We start from the raw sequence: 15688 nt of genomic DNA, 5'->3' as shown, positions 1-15688 counted from the left end.
ACTTTAGCTGCCAGGGTTCACGACAGTACCCATAAACAGGATGCTGCCTGTCTGATTATCCTGGATAGCGTAGAAGAAGGGGCGATCGACCACCATCTGGAAGGGTGGGTCGATGGGAGCGGAGGTAACCCCGATGCTGATGCCCGTGCTGCCTGCGGCTTCGGTGCCCTGCTCGTTGACCTCGATGAAGGTCTTGTGCTGTACGCGGTTGATGAAGGCCTGCGCGTCGATCATAGCGGAAAAGTCGGCCTGGTCTGGGTCGAAGGCGATCGCCATGCCCAGCGATTTGAGCGCGTCGTTCAGCCCCACGCTAAATTCTGTGTTGAAGCGGGGCAGCTTGACCATGCCCTCGCGGCGGCGAAACTGGGTATTCCAGGTCTGCCAGTTTTCGGCAGTGAGGGTCTGCTGGAACGCCTCCAGGCTGGTGGACTGCTTGGGCAAAAACACGACCATGCTAAAGTGGCGGTTGCCGTAGGGCAGGTTCACCGCTTGGAACTGGTCGGTTTCGGCGTAGACAAACTGCCCCGACTGCGACATCAGCGGATGATTGAGGCGATCGCCATTGGGCAGATAGAAGGGCTGCGTCTGGGTCATCGACGGATTAAAGGGCGCACTCCAAGTGCCCTTGAAGTAGATGGCATTCACCAAAAACAGCACATCCTCCGGATTGAGCCGCTCGACGATGGTGGGAATTTTGCCTTCGGTGCTGCGGCTGACCCAATCATTAATCACGCTGGGCGCATTCGGCTGGGAAAAGTCCAGACTGGTGACCTCGGCATTGTAGAACTCGCGATTCTTTGCCAAAAAGTCGGGCCGAAAATCTACTCCTTCCCGGCTCCAGAGGGAATTGGCGATCGCCAGCTTCACCTTCGGGTCGGCACTTTCCAGCAATGCCTCTAGTGCTGCATTGCCCTGATTCACGTCGTCCAGGCTCAGCCCTTCAAGCTGGAGCGCTTCGGCGATCGCCCGCTGGGTGTCGCCGCTGGCCCCGTTATAAACCATCGACAGGGCGATCGACACGCTTGACGGCGAAATCAGCACATTTTCACCCGGCGACTGGGCCGCTACTTCCGAAAACAGCTTGAAGCCAAAGCGGGTATTGGCCGCCACCAAACGCGCATCCACGGGTTGCTCCGTCACATCAGGGTTTTGGGAAATGGGGGATTCGGGCACCGACGGGATGGACGGCACGGGCGACGAATCGCCAGCGCGAGACTGATTCGCAGCACAACTCAGCAACCCAACAACGAGCAGGCTGCCCGCCAGCGCGGTGCCAATGGTCAACAGTGAGCGACGCATGTCTTGATTCTCCTTCAAATCAGCGGATGGGAACACTCCGCTGCAAAAACTTTCCACTTCTTTAGAATGGCAGCCGCCCCCTCGAAGTTTCCGCTGGTTTCGGTTTTTGCTACGCGATGTCGGGTCGCAGTTGACCAAGCGCGGGCGCAGTAGGCAGCAGTTTGGGCAAAAAAAACTGGCTTGCGAAAACAGCAATTCGCAGCCAGCCCAGTATCCCAAACTTTGCGTGTTGATATGTTCAGGACTTATATCAAATCTCCAAAGATCCTTTAGTTTGGACTAATGGTGAAGAGGAAGGCAGTCAATGAGAAGCACCGACTGCCGTAAGGTCAATGAAGTACAACCAACATTGACCCCATGATTTTCAACGAACTTCAGCAATTTCGCCAAACGTTGTATGCCAGCTTGGGAAACGCCAGAGATGCCCTGTTTGATCTGATGGATGCCGTGTTAGTGAGTGCGTGCATCGTGTCGTTTGTGAGGCTATCGCAGAGTCCTGTCTTTCGTCGCCAGTGGTCGAGCACCTATGAAGCGTTGCGCGATAGCCGCCTACCCCGATCAAAGGTGCTGAAGCTGTTGGTGCAGCAGATACCGACTCAGCAGCAACCGTTGTTGGCAGGTGATGCGAGTCGGTGGAACCGTCCTGCTGCCAGGCGTTTGAAAGACCGCACCTTATCAGGCAGAACAGGACATGCCCCGATAGCCGGACAAAACTACAGTACCTTAGCCTGGATTGCTGAAGACAGGGGCAGTTGGGCATTACCATTGCGGCATGAGCGCATCACCAGCTTTGAAACACCCGCCAGTAAAGCGGCATTCCAACTCAAACAAGTGACTCGGCAGTTAGCGGTGCGTCCGTTGGCGATCTACGACCGAGGGTACGGCAATGCCAGTTTTGTCAACCAAACGGCAGGGATTGAGGCAGACTTGCTGCTGCGGGTTACATCCAATCGATGTGTCTATGGCGCGCCCCCAGCGTATCGAGGGCGAGGCGCACCTGCCAAGCATGGACATAAGATGAAACTCAATGACCCTGACACTTGGAGTGTCCCGGTCGAAACCGTTGAAGTCGATGATCCCAACTGGGGACGAGTGCGGGTCAGTCGTTGGAGTGCATACCATTTCCGCAAATCCCCCAAACGGGCAATGGAAGTGTTGCGCGTGGAGGTGCTGGAGACACAGAGCAGCACGCGACGCTTGGCTCCTTTGTGGTTAGTTTGGCTGGGTGAGCAGATGCCTCCGTTAGAAACCCTGTGGTTGCACTACCTCCGTCGCTTTGCCATTGAACACTGGTATCGCTTTGCCAAGCAGAGGCTATATTGGACACATCCCCAGTTCAGTTCTGTATCGGCAACCGAACAGTGGAGCAGCCTGATGCCGTTGCTCAGTTGGCAGTTGTGGTTAGCGCGAAAGGACTGTACTGACCACCCCTTGCCCTGGCAGGCACCGCAAGAAACGTTGACTCCGGGTCGGGTCGCACAAGCGTTTGCAGGCATTTTGGCAGCGATTGGCACCCCTGCTCCTGCGCCTAAACCTCGTGGTAAATCGCCAGGACGAGGCAAGGGGCACAAGCCAACTCCTCGTCCCTGCTATCCGATGGTCAAAAAACGAGCCTCGAAACGCAAGACATCCGAACAATCCCTGAACAGTCCGGTTGCAACAGCAGCTTAACTGCGAGCAGGATTGTATCCAATTCCTTAAGTTCAACTGTTATGAACGGTTGAGCAGATTCTTTATGGCATCCTGTTGAGCATTATTGTGATGCCAGTTAGTCCAAACTAAAGAAGATCTGCTACATGTAAGAAGACGTTAGAGCGAGCCGCCACGAGTGGAGTCCTCAAAATCGATATCGCTGAAACAGCAGAAGAACTAAAAGCCGTCTTGGAACAACAGCAACGGTCATCACAGCGCCGTAAAGTACAGGTGTTGTGGTGGTTAAAAACCGGACAAGCGAAGAGCGTTGAGCAGTTAGCCCAACTGAGCGGTTGCCATCGCACGACCGTGTCTCGTTGGCTGAGCCAGTATCGACAGAGTGGACTCGAAGCGTTGGTGAAGGTGGCATCTCGCAGTGGACGACCGCGAGCGATTAGCGGTGAAGTCCTGGCATCTTTGGAGCGGGAACTGCAAGATCCAGAAGGCTTTAGCAGTTATGGAGCAGTGCAGCAGTGGCTCGCAGCGGTGCATGGTCAACCCGTCCCCTACAAGACGGTGCATAAGACGGTGCGCTATCGGCTCAAAGCGAAGCTCAAAGTGCCCCGTCCGGTGTCAAAGAAGCAGACTCCTGGGGCGTGCGAGTCCGTTCAGCAAACCTTGCAGCCCAGATAAGCCAGTCGATTCCGCCAGCCTTGAGACAACGCTACGGGGGGCGAATCCGCTATTGGTGCAGCGATGAGAGCCGCGTCGGACTGCTGACGGTTCAACATCGCAAGTTGACGGGCTTTGGGGTGCAGCCGATTGGTTCAGTTCAATGGGACTTTGTGTATCGGTGGCTGTACGGTCTAGTGGAACCGCTGAGCGGTGCATCGTGGATAGTCGAGTTTTCTCATCTCGACAGTTCCTGTTTTGAGGCGTTTTTGCACAGCTTTGCGGCTCAGTTCCCCGATGATTTACATCTGATTCAGGTGGATAATGCCGCAGCCCATACGGCTCAGACCCTGACGATACCGGACAATGTCATCTTGGTGTTTCAGCCGCCTTATTGCCCTGAGGTCAATCCCATTGAGCGGGTCTGGCGGGAACTCAAGCGGGAGCTAGCTTGGGTTCACTTTGATGATGTTTGCCAACTCCAGCACGCCATCAGCCAGTGGGTTTGTCGCCTTTCGGCGGAGTCGCTGCGATCGCTGACTCAGTGGGATTGGATTGTCGATGCTCTATGTGTAGTGGGTATTTAGAGAATTGATATGACGTGGCATCTGGCACCTCGGAGGTAGGGCGACTTTGCAACCAAGCAAATAGCGCTGACCCCATCACCAAGTTGAGGGTGATGATAGAAACCAGTTGCAGCATCAGGATGTAGCGCATAGGGAAATGTGTCGATTCTCGACTTTGGATTTGCGATTTTGGATTTGCGATTTTGGATTTGCGATCTTCGGATTGCCTGCCAAGCTTCTTTAGGGCTTCCAGCAATGTCATGATTCTGTTCATGACTCAAAGCCATTTACACTAGGTTGAAGTGTTCCATGTGGATGTGCGTGGGCGGCACTTGGAGATGGTGGAGTCCGGCTTCGACTGCATCCATCATGCGGGGACTGGCGCAGATAAAGTATTGACGGCTGCCGCGATAGTGGGGAATGTAGCGTTCTAGCAGGGCTTTATCAACGTAGCCCGATTCCCCGGTCCAGCCCTCGTGCGGATGGCGGAGAACGAAGACGATTTGCAAATCCAGCTTGTCCCTCAGGGCTTCCAACTCCTCGCGGAAGATGAGGTCGTTCCAGCGATCGCCCGCGTAGATCAGCAGATGGGGGCGATCGTCGCCGCGTTCGGCGTGGGTGGTCAGAATGCTCATAAACGGCGTGATGCCAATGCCCCCAGCAATGAAAACAAACCCGGCGGTGTCTGGATAGCGATCGCTCGTGAACACGCCATAGGGGCCGTCTAGGTAAGCCCGCGTTCCTGGCGGTACGTGCTTAATTTCGCGGGTAAAGTCGCCCAGCGCCTTGATCGTAAACTCGATACGGTCGGACTGGCTGCCGCTGGAGGACATCGAAAAGGGATGCTCGCGCATGTGGAACGGCGATACGTCCAGCGTGATCCAGGCAAACTGGCCCGGCTGGAAGGTGAAGCCGTTATGGCCGTGGGGTCGCAGCGCCAGCGTCCAGCTATCGCCCCGCTGAGACTCGACCGCTTCCACCAGGTAGGGCTTTTTCAACATCATCCACGGCTTCACCAGACGCACATAGACCAAGAGCCAGAGGGCAGCGAGGGCGATCGCCCCCCACAGCACCGTCTTCCAAAACAGCGATAGGTAATAGCCAACCCCAATCGCGTGCGCCAGCCCCAGCCCCAGCGCCAGCACCGCCAGCAATCCGTGCAGCGTGCGCCACGCCTCGTAGGGAATTTTCAGTCGCGTGCGCCAGATCGAGGTGATAATTAGCGCCACCAGCGCCAGCGTCCCCATGACGGCAAATCGGGCCCGCCACGGCGCTTCTGGAAAATTGAGCAGAGCCACGGTTTCCGGCTGGTTAATAAACAAAATCGCCGGATGCACCAGGATAAACAGCACCGCCACGATGGAGATGTAGCGGTGAAATTGCAGAATAATGTCGATCCCGTAAGAAGCCTCGACCCGGTTGATCCGTGCCGTCAGCGCAAATTGCAGCGCCATCATCGCCAGCCCCACAAATCCCAGCGCCACCGAAAACTCAACCCAGAAGCCCCGCGCTTCAATGGACATCGGCGGATAGAGCAGCAGCACCAGCAGCGGAACAAGCGTCAGTCCCAGATAGACGGAGATCCAAAAGATGGCGATCGCAATTGGACTATGGGTCAAGATAGTCTTCATGATTAGCGGTTCAAGAATAGAGGCTGAGTAAAGGCTGGAGTAACGGCTGAATAGAGGCCGATGCGTCAGGAGTTACCGCGCAACCGTAAGATAATCTGTCTGCAAGCAGGAGTTCCTCTACCTCAGGCGGCGATCGCCCCTCTGCTGCCCTATGCCTCTAGAGAGAAATACTCTGACCCAACAAAAAACCTGTCTGGCGATCGCGCCAAACAGGTCTTTCCAAGTCCTAACTCCAACCCGCTCTCGCCTCAGCGCTGGAGAGCAATTACCCCAGGCTAGGCCTTCTTCAGCCAGCTAAACATGGCCCGCAGATCTTTGCCGACTTCCTCAATGGGATGCTCGGCCTCGCGGCGGCGCATGGCGGTGAAGCCCGGTTTGCCAGCCTGGTTTTCCAGCACAAATTCGCGAGCAAACTGTCCCGTCTGAATCTCCGTCAGGATCTTCTTCATTTCCGCACGGGTTTCGTCGGTGACGATGCGCGGGCCGCGAGTTAGGTCGCCATATTCTGCGGTGTTGGAGATGCTGTCGCGCATCTTTGCCAGACCGCCTTCCACGATCAGATCCACAATCAGCTTCACTTCATGCAGGCACTCGAAATAAGCCAACTCAGGCTGATAGCCCGCCTCCACCAGCGTCTCAAAACCCGCCTTGATCAAGGCGCTGAGACCGCCACACAGCACCACCTGTTCGCCAAACAGGTCGGTTTCGGTTTCTTCACGGAAGGTGGTTTCCAAAATGCCTGCGCGGGTGCCGCCGATGCCTTTGGCGTAGGCCATCGCGCGATCGCGTGCCCGGCCCGTTGCGTCTTGATACACCGCAAACAGCGCCGGAACGCCCTCACCCTGCTCATAGGTGCGCCGCACCAAGTGTCCCGGCCCCTTAGGAGCCACCATCACCACATCCACATCCGCAGGGGGCACAATTTGGGCAAAGTGAATATTGAAGCCGTGGGCAAATGCCAGCACCTTGCCTGCGGTCAGTTGCGCTTCGATCTCGTTCTTGTAGACCGTTTTCATCACCTCATCCGGCAGCAGGATCATGATGAAATCTGCGGCAGCAGCAGCATCGCTCACCGTCTTCACGGTCAGCCCTTCCGCCTCAGCTTTGGCAGCCGACTTGCTACCCGGATACAAGCCAACCACCACATTCAGCCCGCTGTCGCGCAGATTCAGGGCATGGGCATGGCCCTGCGAGCCGTAGCCAATAATGGCAATCGTTTTGCCAGCCAAAACGTCCAAATTCGCGTCTGCATCATAATACATCCGAGCCATAGGGAAGGAATCTCCGTGAAGCGAGGGTTATCTGTCTTGCAAATTGGTCTTTGCAAATCGGTAAATCTTGCAAATGTCAAGCATTTGATTCTACCAAACGGAGGGGAGTGGGTGAAAGGCATGGCCCGAATCAGCGCAAAAAGAAACTGGGTTACCCATCCGGCAACCCAGCCCTCAACACAAGACAGTGCTTAGATAGTGCTTGCAAACAAGTGCTGGCAAACAGCAGTTATTTACAGCTATTTATAGCTACTTACAGCTACAGCTATTAACCGCCACAGCTATTGACCGCTACTCCGCAGACTGAGGCAGCAACTCCCGCTTTTCACCCGGAAGCACCTTTACCTGTCCGTCTTCGCCTACATCCACAACGGCCACATCACCATCCTTGACTCGCCCTGAGAGGATTTCCTCTGCCAGGGAGTCTTCCAACAGGCGCATGATGGCGCGGCGCAGGGGACGAGCGCCGTAGCTGGGGTTATAGCCCTCTTCCACTAGGCGATCTTTGAACTTCTCGGTGACTTCGAGGGTAATGCCCTGCTCCAGCAAGCGACCCGATACTTCCCGCAGGAGAATGTCACCAATCCGCTTCACCTCGTCCTTCGTCAACTGACGGAAGACAATAATCTCATCCAGACGGTTGAGGAATTCAGGGCGGAAGTATTGCTTCAGTTCCTCATTTACCAGAGAACGGATGCGGTTATATTGGGACTCAGCCATGTCTTCCGAAGACAGGTCAAAGCCCAGACCGCCGCCGCCCTTCTCGATCACCTTGGAACCGATATTGGAGGTCATGATCAGCAGGGTGTTCTTGAAATCCACCGTGCGACCCTTGGCATCGGTCAGGCGACCGTCCTCCAGGATTTGCAGCAGCATGTTGAACACATCGGGGTGGGCTTTTTCGATTTCGTCGAACAGCACCACGGTGTAGGGGCGACGACGAACCGCTTCGGTAAGCTGGCCCCCTTCGTTGTAGCCGACGTAGCCGGGAGGCGACCCGATTAGCTTGGAAACGGTGTGCCGCTCCATGTATTCCGACATGTCGAGGCGAATCATCGCATCTTCGGAACCGAAGAAGTAGGCCGCCAGAGCCTTGGTTAGCTCCGTCTTGCCGACCCCCGTAGGGCCAGAGAAGATAAAGCTGGCGATCGGACGGTTGGGGTTCTTCAAGCCCACGCGGGCGCGACGAATGGCGCGAGACACGGCCTTCACAGCTTCGTCCTGACCAATCAGGCGATTGTGTAGGGTGTCTTCCATGTGCAGCAGCTTCTCGGATTCGGTTTCCGTGAGCTTATTGACTGGAACGCCTGTCCAGGCTGCAACGATTTGGGCAATATCTTCTTCCGTCACCACCGGGGAATCTTCGCCGCCCGTTGCCTCGCTCTGCTTGGATTGGACGATGGCGCGAATTTCGGCGCGTAGCTCCATCTCACGATCGCGTAATTCGCCTGCCCGCTCAAAGTCCTGATTGCGAACAGCATCGTCTTTCTCTTTTTGAACCTGGCGCAGTTCCTTATCCAGTTCCTTCGCAGCCGGGGGCATTTGCGAGTGGAACAAGCGGACGCGGGAGCCCGCTTCGTCGATCAGGTCGATGGCCTTGTCGGGCAGGAAGCGGTCTGAGATATAGCGGTCAGACAGCTTAGCAGCAGCCTCCAGTGCCGCATCAGAAATCTTCAGCTTGTGGTGCTGCTCGTAGCGATCGCGCAGACCCCGCAGGATCTCGATCGTGTCCTGCACCGACGGCTCACCCACCATCACGGGCTGGAAGCGGCGCTCCAGAGCCGCATCGCGCTCGATGTGCTTGCGGTATTCATCCAGCGTCGTTGCGCCGATACACTGGAGTTCACCCCGTGCCAGCGCGGGCTTCAGGATATTAGCCGCATCGATCGCCCCTTCTGCTGCGCCTGCGCCGATCAGCGTGTGAACTTCGTCGATCACCAGAATGACGTTCCCCGCTTGGCGGATTTCGTCCATGATCTTTTTGAGGCGTTCCTCAAACTCACCGCGATATTTGGTGCCCGCCACCAGCAAGCCGATGTCGAGAGTCACCACACGCTTCTCTTCGAGAATATCGGGCACGTCGCCGCTGGAGATGCGCTGGGCCAGCCCTTCGGCGATCGCCGTCTTGCCGACTCCCGGCTCTCCAATCAGCACCGGATTGTTCTTCGTGCGGCGACCCAAGATTTGAATCACGCGCTCAATCTCTTTCTGACGGCCGACCACGGGATCAAGCTTGCCTTCGCCCGCCATCTGAGTCAGATTCGAGCCAAACTCGTCCAGCGTGGGGGTCTTGGTGCGTCCCTGGCTGCCGCCCGGCGTGACCTCGGCAGTTTCACCCAGCATCCGAATCACCTGGGTGCGAACCTTAGAGAGATCAACGCCCAGGTTTTCGAGAACCCGGGCGGCCACACCTTCACCTTCGCGAATCAGCCCCAAAAGGAGGTGTTCTGTACCGATGTAATTGTGTCCAAGCTGGCGAGCCTCTTCGAGCGACAGTTCTAGAACTCGCTTGGCTCGTGGGGTAAAGGGAATCTCGACCGCCACAAAGCCCGACCCGCGACCGATGATCTTTTCAACTTCAATCCGAGCGTCCTTGAGGTTGACCCCCATCGACTTCAACACTTTGGCGGCGACACCGGTCCCTTCTCCAATCAGACCCAGGAGGATCTGTTCCGTTCCTACAAAGTTATGACCCAGGCGACGAGCTTCTTCCTGGGCAAGCATGATCACCTTAATGGCTTTCTCTGTGAAGCGTTCAAACATGGCAGTCTCTATCACCTGCTGCGTGCCGGTACTGCTGATTCTAGCATAGGGTAAGTGAATCCACCCGGCTGCTCAACGGAGACAACCGACCCCAGCCAAGACCCTGATCCCGAAACGAGCGCACCAAAGAATGCAAGCGAAGAATGCGATCGCACGCTTGCTGCTCCGAAGGGGATCTTGCTAGGAAAAGATACCTATGTCAAGAGGGATGGCAGAAAATCCCAGATCGCCTGCTTCTTCTTGGGTAGGGGATTGGGCGGGGATCAGGTTCCACCCATGCTGACGATGGCGATCGCCCACCCAGCCCCACCACTGCCGCAGCGTGTCTGAGAAGTCTGGCTCTTGCAGCCCCCTGCGCCAGAGAATCAGCGCGTCCTCTTCGGGGTTTTGGTAGTAGCGGGGCCGCAGGCCGACATCCGTGAAGCCAAATTTTTGATAGAGGGCGATCGCCGCTCTGTTTGATGCCCGCACTTCCAGCGTTGCCCAGTGCATCTGATGTTGCCACGCTGCCTGCATCAACGCCGTCAGCAGCAGTTGCCCCAGCCCCCGCCCCCGCTGTGCCGGATGCACTGCCAGCGTCGTGATGTGCGCCTCGTCCAGAATCATCCACAGACAGCCCAGCCCAGCGAGTGAGGTTTCCCCATCCGCTGCCGCAGCGGTCAGCGCCAGCAGCGTGCTATTTGGGCTGTCAATTTCTCTCAAATAACCGTCTTCCGTCCACAGGCCACCCAAACACTGCCGATCCAGCGCCACGGCGGCATCGACTTGATCCCGTGTCAACAGCGACAGATATAGCGTGTCCATGCCTATCTGCGATCCAGAAAATCCATCTTCAATCCCTCCAAGAAGGGTAGGTGCCAATTGTAAACTAGAAAAATTGGCATTCCCTCTAGCATTCCTCTGCAAACCCTCCTGTAAAGACAAGGACAGTTCCGCCCGATGGTTTCGACTCCTGCACCTGCTCTAGACAACTCTGGTCGTCAATACTTGCCTACGTTAGACCCTGCGACTGCTTCACCGAATCAAGTTCTAATGCCGCTGACTGCCCGCGCCAACGCACAGAACCATCTGGAAATCGGCGGCTGCGACGTGACAACGCTGGTGGAGAGATTTGGTTCGCCGCTGTACATATTAGATGAAGAAACGCTGCGAACAGCCTGTCGTCAATATCGAGAGGCCTTTCGTCAATACTATCCGGGCGAGTCGCTGGTGATCTACGCCTCCAAAGCCTGGAACTGTCTGGCCGTGTGTGCAGTGGTAGATAGCGAAGAGTTGGGGCTGGATGTCGTCTCTGGCGGAGAACTCTACACTGCGCTAAAAGCAGGCGTGTCGCCCGACAAGATTTACCTGCATGGCAACAATAAGTCGGTTGAGGAGTTGTCGCTGGCTGTCAGCGCAGGCTGCACGATTGTCGTGGACAATTGGCAGGAATTGAAAACCCTGGTGTCTCTGGCGGCTGATTCGGAAACTTCGGAAACTGCTGGCGGCCAGCCGATTCGCATTCTGCTGCGCCTGACCCCCGGCATCGAGTGCCACACCCACGAATACATCCGCACCGGACATTTGGACAGCAAGTTTGGCTTCGATCCTGAGCAGTTGGACGAAGTGTTTGCCTACGTTAGCCAGCAGCCTGCGCTGCTGTGTGTTGGATTACACGCGCATATTGGGTCGCAAATTTTTGAGCTACAGGCCCATCAAGATCTGACCAGCGTTATGGTGCAATGGCTGAGCAAAGCAGCGCAGTATGGACTGCCGATTAGTGAACTGGATATTGGCGGTGGACTGGGCATCCGCTATACCGAGTCGGACGATCCGCCCAGCATTGACGAGTGGGTGAAGGTGATTTGCGAGGGCATTATTCGCGCCTGCCAGCGGCAGGGTGTGGCGATGCCCCGACTGATTGCGGAACCGGGGCGATCGCTCATTGGTTCAGCCTGCGTTACGGCCTATCGCGTGGGGGGACAAAAGACAGTTCCTGGCATTCGCACCTACGTCACGGTCGATGGCGGCATGTCCGACAATCCCCGCCCGATTACCTACCAGTCGGTCTACCGCGCGGTGGTGGCTAATAAGCTGTCGGCCCCGATGACAGAATCGGTGGCGATCGCCGGAAAGCACTGCGAATCGGGCGACATCGTCATCAAAGACGCAAAACTGCCCCCCACTGAGCCAGGGGACGTGCTGGTGGTGATGGGTACGGGCGCATATAACTACAGCATGGCCTCCAACTACAACCGATTGCCTCGTCCAGCGGCGGTGCTGGTCAACCAGGGCGATGCCAGCCTGATCTTGCAGCGCGAAACGGTAGAAGACTTGATCCGCCAGGATCGCCTGCCAGAGCGACTGGTGCGGCGCGAGGGCTGAGGGCTACCGGGGAAGAGAAGTTAAGTTGTGCAATGGCAACTTATAGGACTGATGCAGTTGGACGATTTTTCGTGGGCTGTGCCCGCGAAAATCGTTTAAAGCCCAGAAACCTGAACTTGATGACCCGGAGTGGTGAAGACAAGACTGGTTTTGGCGAGAGCAGCGTGAAGGGCGATCGCCCTTTCCCCGTCCAGCCGTGATCTCGTTTGTGCACTGCAAGATTTTTCCGGCTTGCTGATCTCCGGAGTCATCCGTCAGAGACGTGTATCAGGGAAAGGGCAACCCCCTAGCTTTCCGATCCCATCGGTCACTCACTGGTTCTTCTTGCCTCCCGCTCTTACAATTGGGGGGTGCGTTCTGTCCTCCGTAATACAGCTAGGACTTACGCAGTTGGATGATTTCTGGCGGGCTGCGCCCGCCAGAAATCATCCAAAACCCAGAAAACTTATCGCAAGTGCGTAAGTCCTGACAGCTTTTTAACGGATGGTTAAGACGTATCGCCTGGTTTGAAGTTTTCACGGTATCTCTTGTGGTGAAGAGACGTTTTTGGGCGGTTTGCCACGGATTTCGGGAAATACCTGTCCCTAACCCCATTCTTAAAATCTGTTTTCAGGAAATCTGTTTTCAGGTGCGATCGCGCCTGCCATAGCTGCAATTTACACGGGGCATAATGCCTAGCACCAGTTAACTGATGGGATCTTTGCTAAAGCAATGGCTGACAAACCCTGGCTGGACTCAGTCCTTGCTGCTGCATGGGATTGATGTCGTATTGGTGCTGATGCTGACCTACATGGTGCTAGTGATTATTGGCGATCGCCGCACGCTGTGGATGGTGCGCGGGTTAATCGTGCTGATGCTGGCTTCGGCGCTCAGCAAAGCCTTGAGCCTGCAACTGCTCAGCTTTGTGCTAGAAAAGCTAGTCATTGGATCTGCGGTGGCGATGGCCTTTATGCTGCAAGCAGAGTTTCGGCGGCTGTTGGAGCAGCTTGGGCGCGGCGAAATCTGGCAACTGCTGAAACCCGCCACCGAAGCAGTACCCAAATCTGACAGCGTGATTGATGAAATCGTCGATGCAGTCAAAGAACTGTCCCAAAATCGCACGGGCGCACTGCTGATCTTGGAAACCAACCGCCCCATCGACGAGCGCGATTTTTCGGTTCCCGGGGTCAAACTCAACGCCGAAGTTTCAAAGGAACTCTTGCAAACTATTTTTCAAACCTCAACGCTGCTCCACGATGGAGCCGTGCTGATTCGCGGGTCGCGGCTGGCCGCAGCAGGCGTAATTTTGCCCCTGTCAGAACGCAGCGCCTCGCGGCAACTAGGCACTCGCCACCGGGCTGCAATGGGAATTACTGAGCGAGTGGAGCAATGCCTCTGTATAGTGGTATCGGAAGAAACGGGTTCAATTTCTCTGGCAGAAGGCGGCATTTTGAACCGTCCCCTGACGAGCAGCAAGCTGCGAGAACTGCTCATTGCCCGGTTTTCTCAGTCGGTCGAGCGTGAACCCGTCGCCCCTCAGTTGCGGAGTTTGGGTCGCCAGTTTATCGATCGGCTCAAGCTCTTTTTGCCCCCTCCCTTTCGCATTTCCAAGTCGGCTTCTCGGAGAAAAAATGACAGCAAAGCCAACCGTTCTTAGAGACCTGCCCGCAGATTTGCAGCAGGAGCGCCTGCCCAAACACGTTGCTGTGATTATGGACGGCAACGGTCGCTGGGCCAAACAGCGGGGCTTGCCGCGCATCATGGGTCATCGCCGAGGTGTTGATACCCTCAAGGAACTGCTGCGCTGCTGCCGAGATTGGGGCATCGGAGCCTTGACAGCCTATGCTTTTTCGACGGAAAACTGGGGTCGTCCACTGGAAGAGGTGGACTTTTTAATGACTTTGTTTGAGCGGGTGCTGCGCCAGGAACTCCGCGAAATGATGGAAGAACAGGTGCGGATTCGGTTTGTGGGAGATCTGTCGAGGCTGCCTGCGTCGCTGCGGGCTGAGATTGAGCGGTCGATGGCAGAAACCAGCCAAAATCAAGGCATTCAGTTTTCTGTGGCTACGAACTATGGCGGGCGGCAGGAGATTGTCCAGGCTTGTCGGGCGATCGCCACTCAGGTCGAGCAGGGCAAACTGCACTCGGAAGACATTGACGAGGCGCTGTTTTCTCAGCATTTATATACCCAGGGGACGGTCGATCCTGACCTGCTGATCCGCACCAGCGGCGAAATGCGAATCAGTAACTTCTTGCTGTGGCAGATGGCCTACGCCGAGATTTATATTACCGACACGCTGTGGCCCGACTTTGACCGGGCAGAGTTTCACCGGGCGCTGGTGGACTATCAACAGCGCGATCGCCGCTTTGGTCGTCTCTCTTCGTAAACCTACAATACGCATAGTATTTAGCTGCTTAGTTTTCGATCGGTTGCTGAGTTCACCTGTCCTACTGGCTTCAATTGCGCACTCACTGATGAGACAAATTGCTAACCAAATGCCCACCATCTCTATCTCAGGGCAATTTCTCAGGGCAATTTCTCAGGGCAATTTGTCTGGATCTGCAATGCCGTAATTTTCTGGAGTGAACCATGTCAAACCTGCGCGGAATCCTTGGACGATTTTGGACAAATCTGAACTGGGAACTGGTGGATTTACTCACCAATCCAGCGAAAGTCACGCTCTTATTCGTCATCTTGCTGGCGTTGCTGTGGGTCGTTCCTAGGCTCATCCCCGGTTCAAAAAACTGGATTCGGCAGCGAAAATCTCTAAAGCGCCTGCTGATGGGCGCATTGGTGCTGTATTGGCTGATGGTTTCGCCGCTGGGTGCCGCCGCGCTCACCTATCCACTGGTAACTGCCCTACCCCCTGATTCGGGACAAACTGCTGATGCCATTGTCGTGCTGACGCGCAATTCTCGCGATGAGGGGCGACGCTATGAGACGGCTGTGGATCTTTACAAGCAAGGGCGATCGCCCCGGATCTTTGTAACGATGGAGCACAATATGGAGGAGATCGCGGAACTGCTTGAGCAACAAAACATTCCGCTATCGGTTCTCGCAGCGACGCGGTGTGCCCGCACTACCAAGGACGAAGCCGAGTCAACGGCGACCATTTTGGGGCCCCAAGGCGTAAAGACGATTATCTTGATCACCGATCCGGCTCATCTGAAGCGGGCAACGTTGACCTTTGAGGGCTACGGCTTCTCGGTTATTCCCCATGCTGAAACTGCGCCCATTCCGTCTGCACGGCGATCGCTCCTAGCGCTGCGAGAATATCCCGCCCTGGTCAGCTACCTGTTGCTGGGACGGTTTCACCCAGATTCGCCCGATGCACTGAAAAATCCGCCCCCTGAACTGCTGGAAAAAGTCCGGGAGCGGGGATGTGCGATCGCCCCAAACTAGGCCAGCCATTGCACCAGCAGACCGAAGTCTTCGCCTTGCGCCGCTTATAGCATTGATTAATTGATTGATTAACTGATTAACCGATTAATTAGAGCGCTGATTAATTTA

General features: G+C 55.9%; 12 protein-coding genes. 7 read left to right on the top strand and 5 right to left on the bottom strand.

Annotation, left to right across the window (positions count from 1 at the left end; genetic code table 11):
• Positions 1–3: 3 nt before the first annotated feature.
• On the bottom strand, positions 4–1299 hold the full coding sequence (locus HPC62_RS10470; protein ID WP_172355447.1) for a serpin family protein: 1296 nt from the start codon (positions 1297–1299) through the stop codon (positions 4–6).
• A 357-nt stretch (positions 1300–1656) separates the two neighbouring features.
• Between HPC62_RS10470 and HPC62_RS10465 the strand changes: the two genes are divergently transcribed.
• From HPC62_RS10465 to HPC62_RS10455, 3 genes are all read left to right on the top strand, one after another.
• A complete protein-coding gene (locus HPC62_RS10465) occupies positions 1657–2970 on the top strand; it encodes an NF041680 family putative transposase (RefSeq protein WP_172353244.1) in 1314 nt (437 codons plus the stop codon).
• Between the two features lie 210 nt (positions 2971–3180).
• Positions 3181–3624, top strand: coding sequence for a helix-turn-helix domain-containing protein (locus HPC62_RS10460; protein ID WP_172354897.1), 444 nt, complete (start codon positions 3181–3183; stop codon positions 3622–3624).
• Between the two features lie 20 nt (positions 3625–3644).
• Complete coding sequence (locus HPC62_RS10455) at positions 3645–4190, top strand: IS630 family transposase (protein ID WP_172355445.1); 546 nt, start codon at positions 3645–3647, stop codon at positions 4188–4190.
• A gap of 266 nt (positions 4191–4456) precedes the next feature.
• On the opposite strand, the gene HPC62_RS10450 is transcribed toward HPC62_RS10455, so the two are convergent.
• The 4 genes from HPC62_RS10450 to rimI form a co-directional block, all read right to left on the bottom strand.
• Positions 4457–5800, bottom strand: a complete 1344-nt coding sequence (locus tag HPC62_RS10450) for a ferredoxin reductase family protein (RefSeq protein WP_172355443.1) — start codon at positions 5798–5800, stop codon at positions 4457–4459.
• A 275-nt stretch (positions 5801–6075) separates the two neighbouring features.
• Positions 6076–7071 (bottom strand): ketol-acid reductoisomerase, encoded by a 996-nt coding sequence (gene ilvC / locus HPC62_RS10445; RefSeq protein WP_172355441.1) that lies wholly within the window; start codon positions 7069–7071, stop codon positions 6076–6078.
• Between the two features lie 291 nt (positions 7072–7362).
• Complete coding sequence (locus HPC62_RS10440; RefSeq protein ID WP_172355439.1) at positions 7363–9834, bottom strand: ATP-dependent Clp protease ATP-binding subunit; 2472 nt, start codon at positions 9832–9834, stop codon at positions 7363–7365.
• 180 nt (positions 9835–10014) lie between these two features.
• Complete coding sequence (gene rimI, locus HPC62_RS10435; RefSeq protein WP_172355437.1) at positions 10015–10638, bottom strand: ribosomal protein S18-alanine N-acetyltransferase; 624 nt, start codon at positions 10636–10638, stop codon at positions 10015–10017.
• Positions 10639–10773: 135 nt separating this feature from the next.
• Here rimI and lysA point away from each other — a divergent pair, with 135 nt between their 5' ends.
• The 4 genes from lysA (at position 10774) to HPC62_RS10415 (ending at position 15580) form a co-directional block, all read left to right on the top strand.
• A complete protein-coding gene (gene lysA, locus HPC62_RS10430) occupies positions 10774–12198 on the top strand; it encodes a diaminopimelate decarboxylase (RefSeq protein WP_172355435.1) in 1425 nt (474 codons plus the stop codon).
• Positions 12199–12889: 691 nt separating this feature from the next.
• Positions 12890–13834, top strand: a complete 945-nt coding sequence (gene cdaA, locus HPC62_RS10425) for a diadenylate cyclase CdaA (protein ID WP_172355433.1) — start codon at positions 12890–12892, stop codon at positions 13832–13834.
• Positions 13809–14564, top strand: coding sequence for an isoprenyl transferase (locus HPC62_RS10420; protein ID WP_172355431.1), 756 nt, complete (start codon positions 13809–13811; stop codon positions 14562–14564). Before cdaA ends, HPC62_RS10420 begins: the two co-directional genes overlap by 26 nt.
• Positions 14565–14767: 203 nt before the next feature.
• A complete protein-coding gene (locus HPC62_RS10415) occupies positions 14768–15580 on the top strand; it encodes a YdcF family protein (protein ID WP_172355429.1) in 813 nt (270 codons plus the stop codon).
• Positions 15581–15688: the final 108 nt, after the last annotated feature.

Origin of the sequence: Thermoleptolyngbya sichuanensis A183 (genome assembly GCF_013177315.1) — a bacterium.
Lineage (GTDB): Bacteria > Cyanobacteriota > Cyanobacteriia > Elainellales > Elainellaceae > Thermoleptolyngbya > Thermoleptolyngbya sichuanensis.
The sequence above is the reverse complement of the archived record's forward strand: the minus strand, read 5'-3'. Positions and strand labels throughout refer to the sequence as shown.